11 protein-coding genes and 2 pseudogenes are annotated in these 18,844 nt (G+C 48.0%); 9 read left to right on the forward strand and 4 right to left on the reverse strand.

The features are described 5' to 3' along the window. Window positions 1-20: 20 nt before the first annotated feature. Both L5M18_RS17945 and L5M18_RS17950 read right to left on the reverse strand, forming a co-directional pair. The gene (locus tag L5M18_RS17945) at window positions 21-1,049 is read right to left on the reverse strand and encodes an ABC transporter substrate-binding protein (RefSeq protein ID WP_173248009.1); all 1,029 of its coding nucleotides are present in this window, start codon (window positions 1,047-1,049) and stop codon (window positions 21-23) included. Window positions 1,050-1,742: 693 nt separating this feature from the next. Beyond that, window positions 1,743-2,888 (reverse strand): YwqG family protein, encoded by a 1,146-nt coding sequence (locus L5M18_RS17950; protein ID WP_263198057.1) that lies wholly within the window; start codon window positions 2,886-2,888, stop codon window positions 1,743-1,745. Window positions 2,889-3,102: 214 nt separating this feature from the next. Here L5M18_RS17950 and L5M18_RS17955 point away from each other — a divergent pair, with 214 nt between their 5' ends. The 3 genes from L5M18_RS17955 (at window position 3,103) to L5M18_RS17965 (ending at window position 6,596) form a co-directional block, all read left to right on the forward strand. Beyond that, window positions 3,103-4,629: a YifB family Mg chelatase-like AAA ATPase gene (locus tag L5M18_RS17955; RefSeq protein WP_263198059.1), complete on the forward strand. Its 1,527-nt coding sequence runs from the start codon at window positions 3,103-3,105 to the stop codon at window positions 4,627-4,629. Between the two features lie 112 nt (window positions 4,630-4,741). Continuing rightward, window positions 4,742-5,638 (forward strand): acyltransferase, encoded by an 897-nt coding sequence (locus L5M18_RS17960; RefSeq protein WP_263198060.1) that lies wholly within the window; start codon window positions 4,742-4,744, stop codon window positions 5,636-5,638. A gap of 13 nt (window positions 5,639-5,651) precedes the next feature. Then, a complete protein-coding gene (locus L5M18_RS17965) occupies window positions 5,652-6,596 on the forward strand; it encodes an acyltransferase (protein WP_263198061.1) in 945 nt (314 codons plus the stop codon). 7 nt (window positions 6,597-6,603) lie between these two features. On the opposite strand, the gene L5M18_RS17970 is transcribed toward L5M18_RS17965, so the two are convergent. After that, window positions 6,604-7,098, reverse strand: coding sequence for a DUF523 domain-containing protein (locus tag L5M18_RS17970; protein ID WP_113941620.1), 495 nt, complete (start codon window positions 7,096-7,098; stop codon window positions 6,604-6,606). 300 nt (window positions 7,099-7,398) lie between these two features. Between L5M18_RS17970 and L5M18_RS17975 the strand changes: the two genes are divergently transcribed. From L5M18_RS17975 to L5M18_RS18000, 6 genes and pseudogenes are all read left to right on the forward strand, one after another. Then, window positions 7,399-8,166, forward strand: a complete 768-nt coding sequence (locus L5M18_RS17975; RefSeq protein WP_212600632.1) for a GntR family transcriptional regulator — start codon at window positions 7,399-7,401, stop codon at window positions 8,164-8,166. Window positions 8,167-8,218: 52 nt separating this feature from the next. Further along, window positions 8,219-9,097, forward strand: a complete 879-nt coding sequence (gene prpB / locus L5M18_RS17980; protein ID WP_006084450.1) for a methylisocitrate lyase — start codon at window positions 8,219-8,221, stop codon at window positions 9,095-9,097. Between the two features lie 166 nt (window positions 9,098-9,263). Then, entirely contained in the window at window positions 9,264-10,391 is a 1,128-nt protein-coding gene (gene prpC / locus L5M18_RS17985; RefSeq protein WP_263198062.1) for a 2-methylcitrate synthase, read from the forward strand. 80 nt (window positions 10,392-10,471) lie between these two features. Then, a complete protein-coding gene (gene acnD, locus L5M18_RS17990) occupies window positions 10,472-13,075 on the forward strand; it encodes a Fe/S-dependent 2-methylisocitrate dehydratase AcnD (protein ID WP_263198063.1) in 2,604 nt (867 codons plus the stop codon). Window positions 13,076-13,168: 93 nt separating this feature from the next. After that, window positions 13,169-14,386, forward strand: coding sequence for a 2-methylaconitate cis-trans isomerase PrpF (gene prpF, locus L5M18_RS17995; RefSeq protein ID WP_263198064.1), 1,218 nt, complete (start codon window positions 13,169-13,171; stop codon window positions 14,384-14,386). A 370-nt stretch (window positions 14,387-14,756) separates the two neighbouring features. Then, a pseudogene (locus L5M18_RS18000) lies at window positions 14,757-18,596 on the forward strand (diguanylate cyclase domain-containing protein); the annotation flags it as partial. A 38-nt stretch (window positions 18,597-18,634) separates the two neighbouring features. On the opposite strand, the pseudogene L5M18_RS18005 reads toward L5M18_RS18000, so the two are convergent. Beyond that, window positions 18,635-18,844: pseudogene (locus L5M18_RS18005) on the reverse strand (IS3 family transposase); the annotation flags it as partial.

Here is an 18,844-nt window from a genome sequence, read left to right on the forward strand (position 1 = left end):
TGCTTCATGTACACCTGTTATTACGCCTTGAGGGGCAACTTATTCAAAATCTGAGACTGGAAAATCTGTGGCCAATCTCGAGCAACTAACATTTGATAAAATGCCGAATCTGGTTGCAAAACACCGAACAAAGCAACATTGTCATAGGGGAGATATTTTTTATGCTGCTGATAATATTGCAATTCGACCAAACCTAAAGCGCCAACCAAAAAATGCCCGCCACCAATAACACTCACAGAGTGCTGGCGACAAAGCTGTAAAATCTCAGGTGAAGTATTGATCGTACCGACAAATACATCTTTACCAGACACCAAACCTTTTTCCTTCAATGCCTTAAGCACCCCAATCGCCATACGATCACTGGCGGTCCAAATCACATTCAGATCAGGATAACGATTCAGCAGGGTTAACGCTTGCCCATAAGCCACAGCCTCACTCCATTGGCCATAAACCGTTTGAGTCAGAGTGGCATTGGACTGCATAAAGAAATAGTCACTGGCGCCTTGGGTTCGTAGCACTGAAGCAGGCGTCGATTTATCGCCCGAAATCAACAGAACTTTAGCCGCCTTTCCCTCTAAGTCATCCATTAAGGCCTTAGCGGTCGCCGAACCAATAGCGTAATTATCGGGAATAATGGCGGGTAACAAATATTCTTGCCAATGGGGATCTTGCAGCAGGGCATCACGCTCGCCAGGGGAAATATCATTTAAAATCAATTGCACATAGACAGGGTGAGGATAAAGCGCCTGCAGCATTTTTATCGCGGATTGTTTTTCATTAACCAGAATAACGTAATTAGGTAACGCCTTTGCAGAAGCTAACAACTCATCGAGTTGGGTGATCATCTTGAAGTGATTGCGATCGGAATGAATGATATCGAGTTTAATATCGAGTGTCGTCGATGCCGCCAACATCAATTGGTCGACATCTCCCCAAAAACTGTCATCGACAGCCCCAGGATTAAAGAAAACCACATCGAGTTTTGCCCATGCTGCCCCACCAAAACCCGCAGTACAGATAAACACACACGCTAACATCCACGAACGCATAGGCGAGTTCTCCTCGACCATGTTCCCTCAAATGTCATCCTTCACAAGAGGTCACTTTATTATTATCGATTCACAACCTTGTTACCGCATCGCCGCCCAAAATGTTGCTAAAATCGGCAGCAGATGTTTCGATTAAACCACAAAATGATACAAAGTATACTTTATATGCTGACTATTTATTCCGACACCCTGTCTGTATAAGGAGTTCGAGTGGCTCTGTAGCAGAATGTTTATGGGGATGTAAGTGGCGGCCTTATGGTCAGTCTTGCGACCTAACCACGGAGAAAATGACGGGAACTTAAAAGGAATACAAGTTAGAACTCAGACGTTAATGCAGCCTAGCGGTCAAGTTGAATCAAGGTCGTTGGAAGGGGAACCATGATTTTCAGTGGAGGGTCAACCAACTGAGACTGTGCAACGATGCCCTCATATAATGGCATAGGTTGACTAATCTCCATTAACTGATTGAAATAATTAAATATAACTATCAAGCACTCAATCTATTCAGTGGTAATCATTTCTCCCAGAATCAATCCTTTATAACTCATATTCATTCAAAGGCACTAAATTGTGCTTGCGACTCTTCTTTTAATCGGTCGCAACATACATCTTCAATCGTCTCGATATACTCCAAGTGCTGTGTAGCCCGTATCGCCCAGCAAAAAGGTTGGCTGTAGCCAACCTTTCGATGAACTAATAATCATATATGCAGTAAATGCGATCGAATTTGCCTAGCGCTAAATCCGCTTGGTGGATAATAAAATTCAACTGCATGGAGTGCTCACTATAGACGACTTTGAACAGTACTAGATAATCTTCGGCATTGCCGCCTAACTCAGCCGCAGCGTGGAGTTCGGGGGCTTTATAGCGACTATCGCCATGGCCATTAATGCTGGCGATACCATTGTAATACGGCAGCGGCTGCTCGGGGACCAGCAATGACTGCAAGCTGGATGGCTGCCACTCGGTATTAGCCCATTGCGATTGAGTGAGAATCTGGCCAGGGATGAACCCGTGCTCATTCAATTGTATCAGCTCATAGCCCTTGAGCTGATCTTGCCACTCTGGTGCCAATTCATCATCCACAACCGCTAGAGCCTCCAGCACCATAGCTTGTTGCGGTTCTGGTAGCGCTTGTAAACGTGCCTTGGCTAACTTTACTAAATGCGGGTTGTCACTATTAATCATGTCAGGGGCTATCATCTTAATGCTGGCAATCCCCTGAAGTTGATAAGCCGCCTCATACTCATAGTTTGCACATACCGCATCGTCGAACTTAAGTTCGGCAATCGCTTCCCCAGAGTTAAGCTGCTGATCCTCAGCGACATAATAGACATGGCCGCGAAGCATTTCCGAGAATCGCCAGCGCTCCAAAAAGAACAACAATCGCCCTTCTCGAGGTAAATAAGATTGAAACGCCTTTAGGTCGCTACAGTTGAGCTGTGCAATAAATTGCATGGGCACACGGAAGGCCTGCGCCGCCTCGTCCCAGTCCCAAAGATGCGCCTCATCTGTCTCCCAATCGTCCTGCCAGTCCTCCCGCCAATGCTCATTAATAAACTCGCGGGTATGGCCAAAGCTCTCAACATAGCCATCCAACATCTCCTCCCTTCCGACCAAAGTCACCGGATAATCCATGCCAACAGGCAAATCCGGCAATCCACCCAGTCGGCTATTACCTAACTGGACATAGTCTTCGATTGCACAGGGATAGAGATCGACACTACTTCGAATAAATGCCGAAAGCGTATGGGCAAGATGCGGGTCTTTAAACTGCGCCAGCTTTTGCTCTAGCAGCTGCTGACGAATGGGGGAATTTTCTGCTAACAACATATCCATATTGACCTCAGGACTCCAATGTTTGCTTTTTATCATTTCTATCAACTATTTGCTATCGTCCAATATGGCAATTTGCCAAAGCTATCACGGGAACGGTATAGCCAGATTCAGCAGCTTACTGATGAGGAGAATGACCAAGTTAATCGAAAACCCCTAACGTCAATTACTGCTACACTCAAATTCTGTGCGAAATGAACAACAAAAGGATTTGTTTATGGCGATTGCCTGCGTCAATACCCGAGCCAGTTGTGGGGTCGAAGCGCCCCAAGTCACAGTTGAGGTGCATCTGAGCAATGGCTTACCGGCATTTAATCTAGTGGGATTACCCGAAGCGTCGGTGAAAGAAGCCCGCGAGCGGGTACGCAGTGCGCTGATTAATGGGGGATTTGAGTTTCCGATGCGGCGGATAACCGTTAACCTCGCGCCTGCAGATTTACCTAAACAAGGTGGTCGCTACGATTTGCCCATCGCAGTGGGCATATTGGCCGCATCAGAACAAATCCCCCTTAATAGCCTAAAAAATCTCGAGTTTGTCGGTGAACTGGCATTGTCTGGGCACATACGTTATTGCCAAGGATTATTACCGGCGATTATCGCCGCAAAGCGCCAAGACCATACCTTGATATTGCCGCTGGATAATCGCCACGATGCCGAGTTAGTCGGCTATCCCAATGTGTTGTTTGGCTCGCACCTGCTGAGTCTGGCCGCTTATTTACAGGGGCAAAACCAACTGCCGACGTTAGCGCCACAATTAGAATGGATAAGCCAAGAGACGCCCGAGTCCCATACTTGCCTGAGCGATGTGATTGGCCAATATCAGGCCAAGCAAGCACTCGAAATTGCCGCTGCGGGTAACCACAACCTCTTGATGCTAGGCCCGCCGGGGACTGGCAAGACCATGCTTGCCAGCCGCATGATGGCGCTATTGCCCGCACTCAATTATGAGGAAGCGTTAGAAGTGGCGGCAATTCATTCCGTTGCTGGACTCGACATTAAACCGCAGCATTTTTTACAGCGACCATTTAGGGCGCCGCACCACACGAGTTCTTCGATTTCCCTCGTGGGCGGTGGCAGTATCCCAAAACCAGGGGAGATCTCCCTCGCCCATCGCGGTGTATTATTCTTGGATGAAGTGGCTGAATTTCCGCGTAAAGTCTTAGATTGCCTGCGCGAACCGATGGAAACCGGCGAAGTAGTGATTTCCCGCGCCGCCGCTAAGCTGACATTTTTAAGTCGATTCCAATTAATCGCAGCGATGAATCCTAGCCCTAGTGGCGACTTGGATAGCCATCATAGATCCAGCCCAGAACAAATCCAACGTTACCTTTCGCGGCTTTCAGGTCCGTTTCTCGATCGTTTCGACTTGACCATAGAAGTGCCCAAACTTCCCGCGGGCACTTTGACTCAAGCCGCGCCGCAGACAGAAACCAGCCAAGATATCGCCAAACGAGTTAAGCTAGCACGTGAGCTACAACTCGCCCGTGCTGGTGTGCTCAATAGCGAACTTACAGGGAAACAATTGAAACGCTTCAGCGGGCTCAGTGATGCTGATTTAGTGTTTTTGGAGCAAAGCGTGGTGAAGCTTGGCCTATCTGTTCGCAGTTTTCATCGTATACAAAGAGTCGCCCGCACTATCGCCGATCTTGAACAAGCACCTAACACCGAACGCCGCCATCTTGCCCAAGCACTGGGTTATCGTGCTATGGATAGGTTGCTGACACGACTATCCCAGCAATATTGAGTCAGCAGCTTTACAGTGAAGATGAACAAATGCACCGACCAGCAGTGCCTAAGATTGAGCCAAACGCCTACACCGAGTAACATAGGCCTCCAATTTTTGTCAGGGGGCTCGGATGGGAATGCTGTTTTCACAGATAAAAGGCTGTATTGCATTTTTAGGTTACGTTATAAATACCGTCTTTTGGACTATCCCAATCGTATTAATCAGTTTTATAAAACTGATACCTATCAGTCCATTAAGGACTGTGACTAGTCATGTGCTCGATTTTTGTGCCAGCGCTTGGATCAGCGTCAATGGCGTGATTGAGCGTTGCTTGCATCCCGTTAAAATAGAACTGAGTGGTGACGCCGACTTTTCCACTAAAGAGTGGTACATGGTGATAGCCAACCACCAGTCTTGGGTCGATATCCTGATCCTGCAGCGGATTTTTAATCGAAAAATCCCTTTCTTAAAGTTTTTCCTCAAGCAAGAGCTGATTTTTGTGCCTGTATTAGGCCTAGCTTGGTGGGCACTCGATTTTCCTTTTATGCGTCGTTATAGCACGGCACAGTTGCGTAAGAATCCTAAGTTAAAGGGCAAAGACATTGAAATTACACGTAAAGCCTGTACTAAGTTTAAGGCTAAGCCTGTGAGTGTGATGAACTTTGTCGAAGGCACGCGCTTCAGCAAGGCTAAGCATCAAAAACAAAACTCACAGTTCCAACATTTGCTAAAACCTAAAGCGGGCGGCATGGCCTTCGCGCTATCAGCCATGGGTGAACAGATCCACAAGCTAGTCGATGTCTCCATTTACTACCCAGACGCAGTACCGAGCTATTGGGACTACCTGACAGGCAAGTTGCCAAGCGTTAAAGTACATATCAAGGTCTCCGATATTGATCCTGCGATGCGCGGCGATTATATGAATGACCGCGATTTTAAAATTGGCTTCCAAGAACAACTGAATCAACTCTGGCTCACTAAGGATCAAGTGTTAAGCCAACTCGCTAGCCAAGCGAATAAAGAATAAAGGTAACGCCACTATGTTGAATTTCCTGCCCGGGCCAGTGTTGTTTATGCTGAGCTTAAGCTTGCTGATCATTAATACCGCCGTTTGGGGCTCGCTTATCAGCATTGGCGGATTAGTGAAACTTGTGATGCCAGCACAAGGTGCGCGCAATGCGGTGACTACGGTCATGAACCGTTTTATGTGGGCTTGGGCCTGCTGCAACGGTGGCATCTTGTATTTGATCGCTAAAATTGAGTGGGATGTCAAAGGGCTCGAAGGACTCGATAAAAACAGCTGGTATTTACTGATCAGTAACCACCTCAGTGGATTCGATATCGCCGCGCAAACTTACGTGTTACGTAACCACATCCCTATGCTGAAGTTCTTCCTCAAAAAAGAACTCATCTATGTGCCCATCATGGGCCTAGGATGTTGGGCGCTGGATATGCCATTTATGAATAGAACCAGCCCAGCAAAACTCAAAAAGAATCCAAAGCTTAAGGGCAAAGATTTAGCGACCACACGCCGCGCCTGTGCCAAGTTTAGCAATATGCCCACGTCAATCATTAACTATGTTGAAGGCAGCCGTTTTACCCAAGATAAACATCAGCGCCAAAACTCGCCTTATCAACATTTGTTACGTCCTAAAGCGGGTGGTATCGCCTTTACCTTATCAGCCATGGGCGAACAATTTACTAACCTGCTGGATATGACAATCGTCTACCCAGGTGCACCTGAAGATATTCTGTTTGGGGTAATGAATGGTAAGGTCAGTAAGATTATTGTGCGAATTAACGCCCTGCCCGTGCCTCAGGTCGATGCGGCACGTTATTTCTCTGAATCTGAGTACCGTGTCGAATTCCAACGCTGGTTAAACCAAGTGTGGGCGGAAAAAGATCAACAAATCCATGCTTTACTCCAAACACATCAAAGTGTGAACAATAAGGCCACCAGCCCCAATCACACTCAAGCAAGCTAGCTCGTCTCTAGCTTTGCTCTAGTTCAGCAACGCATGCCGCTGCAGCGGATAACTCCAATTCATTGAATACGGTTATTCCTGCGGCGCTGAGTTTTTCAGCCGTTAATCCTTGTCCCGCAATTAACTGTTTTACAAATTGACCATCGTAAATCTGCCTATTACCACAGGATGGACTACGGGCTTTTAAAATCGCCACTTTAATCCCGTGTTGCTGCGCCAGCTTAAGTGCGAGATCGGCTCCCAGACTAAAAGCGTGGGTCACATCCTCACCTTGGGCAGTTAAGATGCGCTGTCCAATCCGCTCCGCTGGCGGTCTAGGTGTTGGCAAACCGCCTGCACATTCGGGACAAATCGCCACAATCCGCCCTTGCTCGAGCCACGTTTGCACCAGCTCGCTCTCCATCAAGTTATGGCCACCGTCGTAGCGCACCGCTTGTCCGAGTAAACAACTACTCACTAACACTTTTTCCACTGTCATCCCCAAATGTCTCATTCCGCCCATAGCATAACGTGAAGGATAAACATGCCAAATGCATTTGGATGATTTTCCCCAAAACCATCAACATCCGCAACGAGGTTGGAAGGTTAAAACCACGTCATTGTTGACAATTTAATATTTAAATATTCATAACATAAAATATTAACAACGAGATAATTAAAATAAAATGATAAAAATCAATAATAAAAATAGAAACCCATTGAAATATAGACTTACGTCTAAGTAAACACATTGTTGACAATCTACCAAGGGAGGGCTATTTTTTACACATTGTCGACAATCCTATTAATAGTGATACGCTCTATGTTGAAGCAAAACACGACGTTCGTTTCTGATGACACGCAAGTTCCCCACCTGCACAAGGTCAAATCGACCTCGGCAGATAAGACGTCGACCACATTAGCCGATCAAATTTTGGTGCAGATCCAAACCAGCATCATCAAGGGCGAACTGCCTGCAGGCAGCAAGATTAACGAGCAAGCACTGGCCGAAAAATACGGCATCAGCCGCGGCCCGACCCGCGAAGCCCTGCAAACCTTAGAAAGACAACGTTTAGTGGTGCGTGCGCCCCATGTTGGTGCCCGCGTCGCCCAACTGACGGTGAGTGAACTTAACGATTTATATCAACTACGTAGCGTACTTGAAGGCATGGCCTGCGAACTCGCCGCCAGCCGTATTACCCCAGAACAATTAGCCAAGCTAGAAGATCTGCTCGCAACGCAAGAAGCGGCGCTCGCCAAGGGCGATACTTACTTCCAAGAGGAAGGCGATGTCGACTTCCATTACCAAATTATTCAAGCCAGCGGTAACAAGCATCTGCAGGAAACCTTAGTCGGCGGCCTGTATCACTTGCTGCGCATGTATCGCTACCAGTGCACTAATAAAAATCGTCCCGTGAAAGCGATTGCCGAGCACAGACGCATAGTCGAAGCCATTGCCCAGCGCGATGGTGAGTTAGCTAGTTTGCTGATGCGCCGCCATATCGAACAAGGGCGTAAAAATACCGAATTACGCTTAATTGAATTGCAAGCCAATGCAGCCGCAAAAGAAACCTTAGCCAACATTAGCTAAGTTCTTACGGCTCAATATGCCCACTTCCCATAAAATGGAAAAGGATAAAACCATGACCCAAAGCGCAGGATTACGTTTTCGCCAAGCTCTTGCTAAGGCCAAACCGTTACAAATCGTTGGTACCACCAATGCCTATTTTGCCTTAATGGCAGAACAAACAGGCTTCCAAGCCTTGTATCTTTCGGGCGCTGGCGTTGCCAATGCTTCCTACGGTTTGCCAGATTTAGGCATGACCTCAATGAATGACGTGCTGATTGATGCAGGCCGCATCACCTCTGCCACGCAGGTGCCTTTATTGGTCGATATCGATACTGGCTGGGGCGGCGCATTCAACATTGCTCGTACCATTAAAGAATTCGAAAAAATCGGCGTAGCCGCTGTGCACATGGAAGACCAAGTGTCGCAAAAACGTTGCGGACATAGACCCAACAAAGCGGTCGTGAGCATAGAAGAAATGGTCGATCGCATTAAAGCGGCCGTCGATGCCCGTACCGATCCTAACTTTGTGATCATGGCGCGCACCGATGCGGTTGCCGTTGAAGGCTTAGAAGCTGGTATCGAACGCGCTCAAGCGTATATTGCCGCCGGTGCCGACATGATCTTCGCCGAAGCCTTAACTGAGCTAGACCAATATCGCCATTTTAAAGCACAGGTAAAAGCACCGATTTTGGCGAACATGACTGAATTTGGCCAAACCCAATTGTTCAATAAAGAAGAACTCGCCGAGGCGGGCGCCGACATGGTGCTCTACCCACTCGGTACTTTCCGTGCAGCCAACCAAGCCGCACTGAACGTCATGCAAGCGCTGATGAATGATGGTCATCAACGCAACGTGCTAGACACTATGCAGACCCGTAAAGACTTGTATAAATACTTGGGCTACCACGCCTTTGAAGACAAGTTAGATCAACTGTTCAGCCAAGATAAATAACCGAAAGCTGCAACCCTACAGGGTTTGGCGTTAAAACAGATTTAGCGTTAAACAAATTACATAAAAAGTGCAGCCTTAACCAATAAATGTCGGCGAATAAGTGCTCTGAAATGAGCACTGAAATCCGCCAGCAATAACCAAACAGAGTTAACGGAAGGGAAGGATTATGTCAGAAGCTAAAAAACTAAGCGGTGCAGGATTACGTGGCCAGAGCGCAGGCGAAACCGCATTAAGCACAGTGGGCGTGTCAGGTTCGGGCCTCACGTACCGCGGTTATGATGTGAAAGATCTCGGTGAAAATGCCACCTTCGAAGAAGTCGCCTATCTCATTCTTTACGGCGAGTTGCCCACTCAAGCCCAGCTTGATGCCTACAAAATCAAACTCAAAGGCCTTCGCGGTCTGCCGCAAGCCTTAAAAGAAGTGTTAGAGCGCATTCCTGCTGACACTCATCCAATGGATGTGATGCGTACTGGCTGCTCTATGCTAGGCAATTTAGAAGCCGAGCACAACTTTAGCGAACAGAGTGAAATCACCGATCGCCTTTTAGCCGCATTCCCATCGATCATCTGTTACTGGTATCGCTTTAGCCACGATGGCGTGCGTATCGATACTGAAACCGATGACGATCAAATTGGCGCACACTTCCTCCACTTATTACATGGCAAAGCGCCGTCGGCACTGCATGCTAAAGTGATGGACGTATCGTTAATTCTTTATGCAGAACATGAATTTAACGCATCAACCTTTACCGCTCGCGTCTGTGCTTCCACCCTGTCAGACATGCATTCATGCGTCACTGGTGCCATTGGTTCACTGCGCGGCCCGCTGCATGGCGGCGCAAACGAAGCGGCGATGGAACTGATCCAAGACATGAAAGACGAAGCCGATGCCCGCGACATCTTAATGGGTAAACTCGAGCGTAAAGATAAGATCATGGGCTTCGGTCACGCGATTTACCGCGAATCGGATCCACGTAACGCCATTATCAAAGAATGGTCTGAAAAGCTGGCCGCCGATTATGGTGATGATCGCCTCTACCGCGTATCGGTAGCCTGTGAAGCCCTGATGTGGGAACAGAAAAAACTCTTCTGTAATGCTGACTTCTTCCACGCCAGCGCTTATTGCTTTATGGGTATTCCGACTAAATTGTTTACCCCTATTTTCGTGTGTTCACGGGTAACGGGTTGGGCGGCGCATGTGATGGAGCAACGCTCTAACAACCGCATCATTCGCCCAAGTGCCGATTATGTGGGCGTAGCACCCCGTAAAGTGGTGCCGATTGCTAACCGTTAATGTTTAAAAACATGAACTGGCGCTAAGGCGTCAGTTTCTCTTTAAGATCTCCAATAGATCATGTGATGAGCACCGATGTTATGAGCACTATCATAAATACCCAGTACCGCAAGCCCTTACCAGGCACTGCACTCGACTATTTCGATACCCGTGAGGCCGTTGAGGCCATTGCCCCCGGCAGCTACGCTAAGCTCCCCTACACCTCACGCGTGCTAGCGGAAAACTTAGTCCGCCGCTGCGATCCAGCGGTACTCACCGACTCGCTGAAACAGATTATCGAATCTAAACAAGAACTGGATTTCCCTTGGTTTCCCGCCCGCGTGGTCTGCCACGATATTTTAGGCCAAACCGCCTTAGTTGACCTTGCGGGTCTGCGTGATGCCATTGCCGCCAAGGGGGGCGATCCGGCCAAAGTTAACCCTGTAGTACCAACCCAACTGATTGTGGATCATTCCCTCGCAGTGGAATACGGCGGTTACGATAAAGATGCCTTTGCAAAAAACCGCGCCATCGAAGACAGACGCAACGAAGACAGATTCCACTTTATCAATTGGACTCAAAAGGCCTTTAAAAACATCGATGTTATCCCGCAAGGGAACGGCATCATGCATCAAATTAACCTAGAGCGTATGTCACCTGTAGTGCATGCTCGCGACGGTGTCGCCTTCCCGGATACCTTAGTCGGCACCGACAGCCATACACCACACGTAGATGCACTGGGCGTTATCGCCATTGGGGTCGGCGGGCTAGAAGCCGAAAGTGTGATGCTGGGACGCGCATCCTATATGCGCCTGCCAGACATTATCGGTGTCGAGCTAACGGGCAAGCCGCAAGCTGGCATCACGGCGACCGACATAGTACTGGCGCTTACCGAATTTTTACGCGCACAAAAAGTGGTGTCCTCTTATCTAGAGTTCTTCGGCGAAGGCGCATCAGCGCTGACACTGGGCGATCGCGCCACCATTTCGAACATGACACCTGAATTTGGCGCCACCGCCGCCATGTTCTATATCGATCAACAAACGCTGGATTATTTGACCTTAACCGGCCGCGAAGCCGAGCAAGTCAAACTGGTTGAAACCTATGCTAAAACTGCAGGTTTGTGGAGCGATGACTTAAAACAGGCCGAATATCCACGCGTATTACACTTTGACCTCTCGTCAGTGGTACGCACCATTGCCGGCCCGTCGAATCCACATGCTCGGGTGCCAACCTCGGAACTCGCCGAGCGCGGCATTAGCGGTGTGGTCGAAAACGAACCTGGCCTAATGCCAGATGGCGCCGTGATTATCGCCGCCATCACCAGCTGCACTAACACCAGCAATCCACGTAACGTGATTGCCGCCGGCCTAATTGCCCGCAACGCCAACGCCAAAGGCTTAAGCCGCAAACCTTGGGTCAAAACCTCACTGGCCCCCGGTTCCAAAGCGGTACAACTCTATTTAGAAGAAGCCAATTTATTACCTGAGCTTGAGCAACTTGGCTTTGGGATTGTCGGCTTTGCCTGCACCACCTGTAACGGTATGAGCGGCGCGCTGGACCCTGTGATCCAAAAAGAAGTGATCGACCGCGACTTGTACGCCACCGCCGTATTATCGGGCAACCGTAACTTCGATGGCCGCATCCATCCCTATGCCAAACAAGCCTTCTTGGCATCGCCGCCATTGGTGGTGGCCTACGCGATTGCCGGCACCATACGTTTCGATATCGAAAAGGATGTGCTGGGATTAGATAAAGACGGCAACCCAGTCAAACTGATTGATATCTGGCCATCGGATGAAGAAATCGATGCCGTGATTGCGACCAGTGTTAAACCTGAGCAGTTCCGCAAAGTGTACGAGCCTATGTTCGATTTAGCCGTCGATTACGGCGAGCAAATTAGTCCGCTGTACGATTGGCGCCCGCAATCTACTTATATTCGTCGTCCACCTTACTGGGAAGGCGCATTGGCGGGTGAACGCGCACTCAAGGGCATGCGGCCACTAGCGGTGCTGGGTGACAACATCACCACCGACCATTTATCGCCGTCGAACGCCATTATGCTCGACAGCGCCGCGGGCGAATACCTGCACAAGATGGGCTTGCCGGAGGAAGACTTTAACTCCTACGCCACCCACAGGGGCGATCACTTAACTGCCCAGCGCGCAACCTTTGCCAATCCTAAACTTAAAAACGAGATGGCAATTATTGACGGTAAAGTGCAACAAGGCTCACTGACGCGTATCGAGCCCGAAGGCCAGGTCACCCGCATGTGGGAAGCGATTGAAACCTATATGGAACGTAAGCAACCGCTGATAATTATCGCGGGTGCAGACTACGGCCAAGGTTCGTCCCGCGACTGGGCCGCCAAAGGCGTGCGTTTAGCGGGCGTTGAGGCCATTGTTGCCGAAGGTTTCGAGCGCATTCATCGCACTAACTTAGTGGGTATGGGTGTTTTACCACTGGAATTTAAAGCCGGCGACAACCGCGCCACCTACGCCATCGACGGCACCGAAGTGTTCGATGTCCTCGGCACGCCAGCGCCACGAGCGGATTTGACCGTCGTTATCACCCGTAAAAACGGTGAGCGCATCGAAGTGCCAGTAACCTGTCGTCTCGATACCGCCGAAGAAGTCTCAATCTACGAGGCGGGCGGCGTATTGCAACGCTTCGCGCAAGACTTTTTAGAGTCAAACCTGAAGTAACACTCGCGCTAAAAAGGCGGTAATGCCAATTGAAGATTACCGCCTTTGATATCGACACTAACCTGTATCGCTATTCCCCTTGGAGTTAATAGCATGAGTAACAATCTTTTCCCGCCCCAAATCAAAGTCGCCGCAACTTATATGCGCGGCGGCACCAGTAAGGGCGTGTTTTTCCGCTTGCAAGATTTACCAGAGGCCGCACAAGTTGCTGGCCCGGCACGTGATGCCTTGTTACTACGCGTAATAGGCAGCCCAGACGCTTACGGCAAACAGATCGATGGTATGGGTGGCGCCACCTCAAGCACCAGCAAGACAGTGATCCTCTCTAAGAGCACCCGCTCGGATCACGATGTCGACTACCTCTTTGGCCAAGTTGCTATCGACAAACCCTTTGTCGATTGGAGTGGTAACTGCGGCAACTTAACCGCTGCCGTCGGTGCCTTTGCCATCAGCAATGGCTTGATTGATACGGCCCGCATTCCACAAAATGGCGTCTGTACTGTGCGAATTTGGCAGGCCAACATAGGCAAAACCATTATCGCCCATGTACCCATCACCCACGGTGAAGTGCAAGAAACCGGTGATTTTGAACTCGATGGTGTGACCTTTCCTGCCGCCGAAGTGCAAATCGAGTTTATGAACCCCGCCGCCGATGCTGATGGTGATACTAGTGGTGACGCTGGCAGCATGTTCCCTACGGGTAATGTTGTCGATGTGCTAGACGTGCCGGGCATTGGCAGCTTTAACGCCACTATGATCAACGCTGGCATTCCCACCATTTTTATCAATGCAGAAGACTTAGGCTACACAGGCACTGAGTTGCAGGATGATATTAATAGCGACAACGCCGCCCTTGCCAAATTTGAAACCATTCGCGCCTATGGCGCCGTGCATATGGGCTTGATTTCGCATATTGATGAAGCAGTTGCACGCCAACACACGCCTAAGATCGCCTTTGTCGCTAAACCTAAAGCCTATGTGTCATCGAGCGGTAAAACCGTCAATGCAGATGAAATTGACCTACTGGTACGCGCCTTGTCGATGGGCAAACTGCACCACGCCATGATGGGCACGGCGGCAGTGGCAATTGGCACGGCGGCAGCAATTCCCGGCACTTTAGTCAACTTAGCCGCAAGCGGTGGAGACACTCACAAAACGATAGATGCTGTACGTTTCGGCCATCCCTCTGGCACCTTGCGCGTTGGCGCCGAGGCAAACTTAGTGAATGGTGAATGGACAGTCGTCAAAGCCATTATGAGCCGCAGCGCTCGCGTACTGATGGAAGGTTTTGTGCGGGTGCCCGCTGCGTAATTTTATCTAAGTAAACAGTTCAACCAAAGACCTTGCTTCTCCCCCTTCCGGCAAGGTCTTTTTTCTATTCTCGCCCATCATTTTAATCTGCTTCGCCCGTATTTGTCTTAGCATGATATGTTGACATACCTGAAACAATGCTAAGATCCTTTAGCAAAAACGCCAGAATACAAACTCGTCATAAAAAGAATATTGGCAGTGAAACGGTACAGTTAATATATTGCATGATCTATTACAGAATCGCGCCCATTGATTTTGGTTATTTTTAAACCAAGTCAGCAATTTAAGTCGCATTTTTACAGCAAAATGGCATGTAAGGTCTAGGCTAAGAACTAAACTAAATAGAAACCTAATCAGGATGGGTCCGTTTTTGGTAGGGGAAAATTTGAGTCAACTAATCCACAAGCTAATGTTAAGTACGCTTTTTATCCTAAGTTTGTGGGGGATCTCGTGCAATGGATTAGCTCAACCATTGAGCGCGGCTTCTACACAGCTCAAATTTGAACATATTCGCAGTGAAGATGGCCTTACCCAAAATACGATTACTAGCCTGTTTATGGACAATGCCGGTATGTTATGGATTGGCACTCAAGATGGTTTGCATGCTTATAACGGTCACAGCTTCAATATTTTCCCCCATTCACCCAATGATCCGAGGAGTATTTCTGAGAGCTATGTCTCTGACATTATTCAAGACTCAGAAGGTAATATCTGGGTTTCGACTTTCAGCCAAGGGGTAAATCGACTCGATTTGAGCACAGGGACCTTTGAACACTTTGGCCAAGAACAAGGGCTTACCGATCCGCGCACAACCAAACTCAGCGTTGTAGGCAATACACTCTGGATTGGTACTAAAGCAGGACTATTTTCCCTATCGACCAAAACCAAACGCATTACCCAAGTAAACTTAGGTAATAGTGTTCAACCCCACATCACCAGCTTAGTCAATGTTGAAGACACTTACCTTCTGGCAGGAACACAAGATAGCGGCACCTTTGCTGTCAGTGCCAATACTATCACTCGCTTAAATGTCCCGCAGAATCTCACTGCACATCAAATTAGGGCACATTCCGCTAATGCGATCACTTTAGCTCTGGGTGAGCAATTATGGCATTACAACTTGGCCTCACAACAGGGCGAAATCCTCTGGCAGACAGACGATAATGTGCCTTACATTAAGGACTTTATCCAAACTGAACAGGGTAATTTTTGGGTTGTTGGGCCAGAAGCTGGTCTTATTCAACTCGAGAGAAACGATAAAGCATTTACTGCGACCTACCACAGGTATGATCCTAAGCGTACCAACAGTATCAGTGAAAATAACATGCTGAGCTTACTGCAAGATCCCTTTGGTAATTTATGGTTAGGTGCCAGTTATTCTGGTCTAGATAAAATTAATACCCGTCGTCAGTATTTTCAGCATATTTACGAATCCACCCCTAACCTGTCGCAACAAAGTAACAACATTCGCACCTTGTTCCGCAGCCAAGATAATGCGCTATGGATAGGCACCGAAGGTGCTGGGCTTAAACGCATGTTGGCCAATGGAAAATATGAACACTACACGGAGCTCTTTGCTAACGCCTTAGGGATGCATCAACGCAACTTGAATCTTATCCTGCGAGATATAGACCAAGACAAAAATGGCGTGCTTTGGTTTGCCACTAACTATGGGCTAGGTCGACTGGCGCTAGATGGCCACTTCCAGTTACTCAAGGTGACAGAACGCACTGATCAAGGCTCAGAAACCAATTATATCCGTAGTTTAGATATTGATGAGCAAGGTCGCCTCTGGGTGGCAACAACCAATGCCCTCTACCGTAAGGCGATAGATACCGATGAATTTACTTTTATCTCATTGGCACATATTGATAATTTCTATCCGGCACAAAACCAGTTTTTAATCCTCAGAACACACAAAGACACGCTATGGATAGGTACTCTCGATGGCCTGCTTAAGCTGGATATGAAAACAGGCACAGGTAAATCCTACTTCCATCAATCCTCAGACAAAAACAGCCTGATCAACAACCGCGTCCGCGATATTTTAGTCACAAAATCGGGCGAGGTATGGTTTGCCACCCATGGTGGGATCAGCAAGTTACCGTCCCAAGAGACTGATGCAGGTTTTAGCCACTATACCCGCAATCAGGGATTACCAAGTGATACCATCTATGCCTTACTCGAGGATCAAGAACACAACATTTGGTTTAGTAGTAATGCGGGGATAGGAAAGCTCAATCCTAAAACCAATCGTGTCATCATATTTAATGAGCAAGAAGGGCTACAAGCACTGGAGTTTAACGGTGGCGTAAAACTTGAAGACAGCGATGGCGATCTCTGGTTTGGTGGCATTAATGGCATAAATCGTTTCAATCCAAAGTCAATTCCAGATCAACGACCCGATGTTAAAGTCGCACTCACTGGCTATAGTATTGCGGGTAAAGGGCACACTATTCTCGATTTGAGCCATCCACCTAGCATAGTAATGGACTATAGCGATCAGCTGATCAGTTTTGAGGTGACCTCATTGGATTTCAGCTATACGGGTAAAAACCGCTTCAGCTATTTTCTTGAGGGATTTGATAACGAATGGCATGAGCTCCCCACAGGTAATGAAATTACCTTTACCAATATTAATCCTGGTCACTACCAACTGCATGTTCGCCATGGGCTGCAATACAACTCTCAAGGTGACTACGCCCTTTCTGTCGATCTTCATGTAAAAGCGCCCTTCTATCGAACTCAGTTCGCCTACGCCCTCTATAGCTTGCTCTCTCTATGGCTGTTGGCTTGGATCATTATCTGGCGTAAAAGAAAACGCCAGCAACAGCGCGAATTTGAAACCAGTATCCGCGCCTCAGAGGAGCGACTCAAACTTGCACTTTGGGCCTCTGGCGATGGCATGTGGGACTGGAACATACCAGAAAATCGCGTCTATCGTACCAATATGGATTCTTCGGTCCCCCATTGGAATAGCAGCAATATAGCCCATGAGAGCATGCACTCAGAGGATAGGGAAAGATTCAAATTTGAGCTTAACGAACACCTTCAAGGTCGTTCGCCTTTCTTCGAAGCAGAGTACCGAGTCGAGCGCTCCCCCGGTAATTGGGTATGGATTTTAGACCGCGGTAAAGTGGTGGAAAAAGATAGCCTAGATAATCCGATCCGCATGACAGGGACCAATCGTAACATTACCTCGCGCAAACTGATTGAAAACGAGTTGGTACTGTCATCACAAGTGCTCAACAGTATGAACGAAGCCGTTGTAGTGGGAGGATTAAACTATCGAATTCGTTCGGTCAACCCAGCATTTTGTGCCATTACAGGGTACACAGAACGCCAAATAACCGACAGGCATTTCATTCACTTAGCCTTTAGTCGCCAACAGCGGGAGTTGTTCAATACAATTGAACAACAGCTACTGCGTCACAAACATTGGGTCGGAGAACTGTGGATCCGCAATAAACAACGTCAGGCCATTTTAGTCTGGCTTGAAATCAACCAAGTGATCGATATCAAAGGCGAAACCAGTCACTTCGTTGCAGTATTTACCGACATCACAGAGCGGAAAAAAGCCGAAGAAGATCTGCGTTTCCTCGCCAGCTTCGACACATTAACTGGCTTACCGAACCGAACCTTATTTCAAGACAGGCTCAATCACGCGATTACTCAAGCGCACAGAGCGAATAATATCGTTGCCTTGCTGTTCTTAGACCTCGACCGCTTTAAACATATCAACGACTCTATGGGTCATCATGTCGGGGATTTGTTACTGAAAGCCGTAGCAAGACGACTGCAAAATGCAGTGCGTGATGGCGATACTGTCGCACGCTTAGGTGGCGATGAATTTACTATTATTTTAGAAGGTGTTGCGAAAACAAAAGCCGCAACCCTGATCTCAGAAAAAGTGCTCAGAGCATTCCAAACGCCCTTCCTATTGGACGATAAAACGCTGACCATTTCGACCTCAATTGGTATCAGCTTATACCCTAACGATGCGGACAATGCCGACTCACTGATTAAATTTGCCGATACCGCCATGTACCACGCAAAATCATCAGGTCGAAATAACTTCCAGTTTTATACCTCTAAGTTGAATGAAATCGCCACCCGTCATGTACAACTCGAAAGCGGTTTAAAGGAAGCTATCCAACGCAAAGAACTAAGCTTGGTTTATCAACCTAAATTCTGTTTACGAGATGGTTCCGGTGTTTTTCAAGGTAGTTGGCACTCTTTACTTAAATTTTAAGCTGCATTTCTTGTTTCAGTTTCAGACTCTTTTTCTGGGTTCAACACTACCTCACCGATAACGTCACAGTTCCTTATACCGTTTGGCCAGCGTTTAGGGTTTCTTGATCTTGCTTCTTCTAGTACCTCCTTACGCTTAGATAAAATCGCTTTATCTTGCATCGCATGTCGCTCACTCGGTGATACAAAATTGAGCTTACTGTGCTT

This window comes from Shewanella sp. SM20, assembly GCF_025654545.1.
GTDB lineage: Bacteria > Pseudomonadota > Gammaproteobacteria > Enterobacterales > Shewanellaceae > Shewanella > Shewanella oncorhynchi.

Bases quoted from the DNA above. Each gene is read 5' to 3' on its own strand.
- L5M18_RS17955 (WP_263198059.1), top strand. From the start codon at position 3,103: ATGGCGATTGCCTGCGTCAATACCCGAGCCAGTTGTGGGGTCGAAGCG.
- L5M18_RS17975 (WP_212600632.1), top strand. From the start codon at position 7,399: ATGTTGAAGCAAAACACGACGTTCGTTTCTGATGACACGCAAGTTCCC.
- prpC (WP_263198062.1), top strand. From the start codon at position 9,264: ATGTCAGAAGCTAAAAAACTAAGCGGTGCAGGATTACGTGGCCAGAGC.
- L5M18_RS17965 (WP_263198061.1), top strand. From the start codon at position 5,652: ATGTTGAATTTCCTGCCCGGGCCAGTGTTGTTTATGCTGAGCTTAAGC.
- acnD (WP_263198063.1), top strand. From the start codon at position 10,472: ATGAGCACTATCATAAATACCCAGTACCGCAAGCCCTTACCAGGCACT.
- prpB (WP_006084450.1), top strand. From the start codon at position 8,219: ATGACCCAAAGCGCAGGATTACGTTTTCGCCAAGCTCTTGCTAAGGCC.
- L5M18_RS17960 (WP_263198060.1), top strand. From the start codon at position 4,742: ATGGGAATGCTGTTTTCACAGATAAAAGGCTGTATTGCATTTTTAGGT.
- L5M18_RS17950 (WP_263198057.1), bottom strand. From the start codon at position 2,888: ATGGATATGTTGTTAGCAGAAAATTCCCCCATTCGTCAGCAGCTGCTA.
- L5M18_RS17970 (WP_113941620.1), bottom strand. From the start codon at position 7,098: ATGGGCGGAATGAGACATTTGGGGATGACAGTGGAAAAAGTGTTAGTG.
- prpF (WP_263198064.1), top strand. From the start codon at position 13,169: ATGAGTAACAATCTTTTCCCGCCCCAAATCAAAGTCGCCGCAACTTAT.
- L5M18_RS17945 (WP_173248009.1), bottom strand. From the start codon at position 1,049: ATGCGTTCGTGGATGTTAGCGTGTGTGTTTATCTGTACTGCGGGTTTT.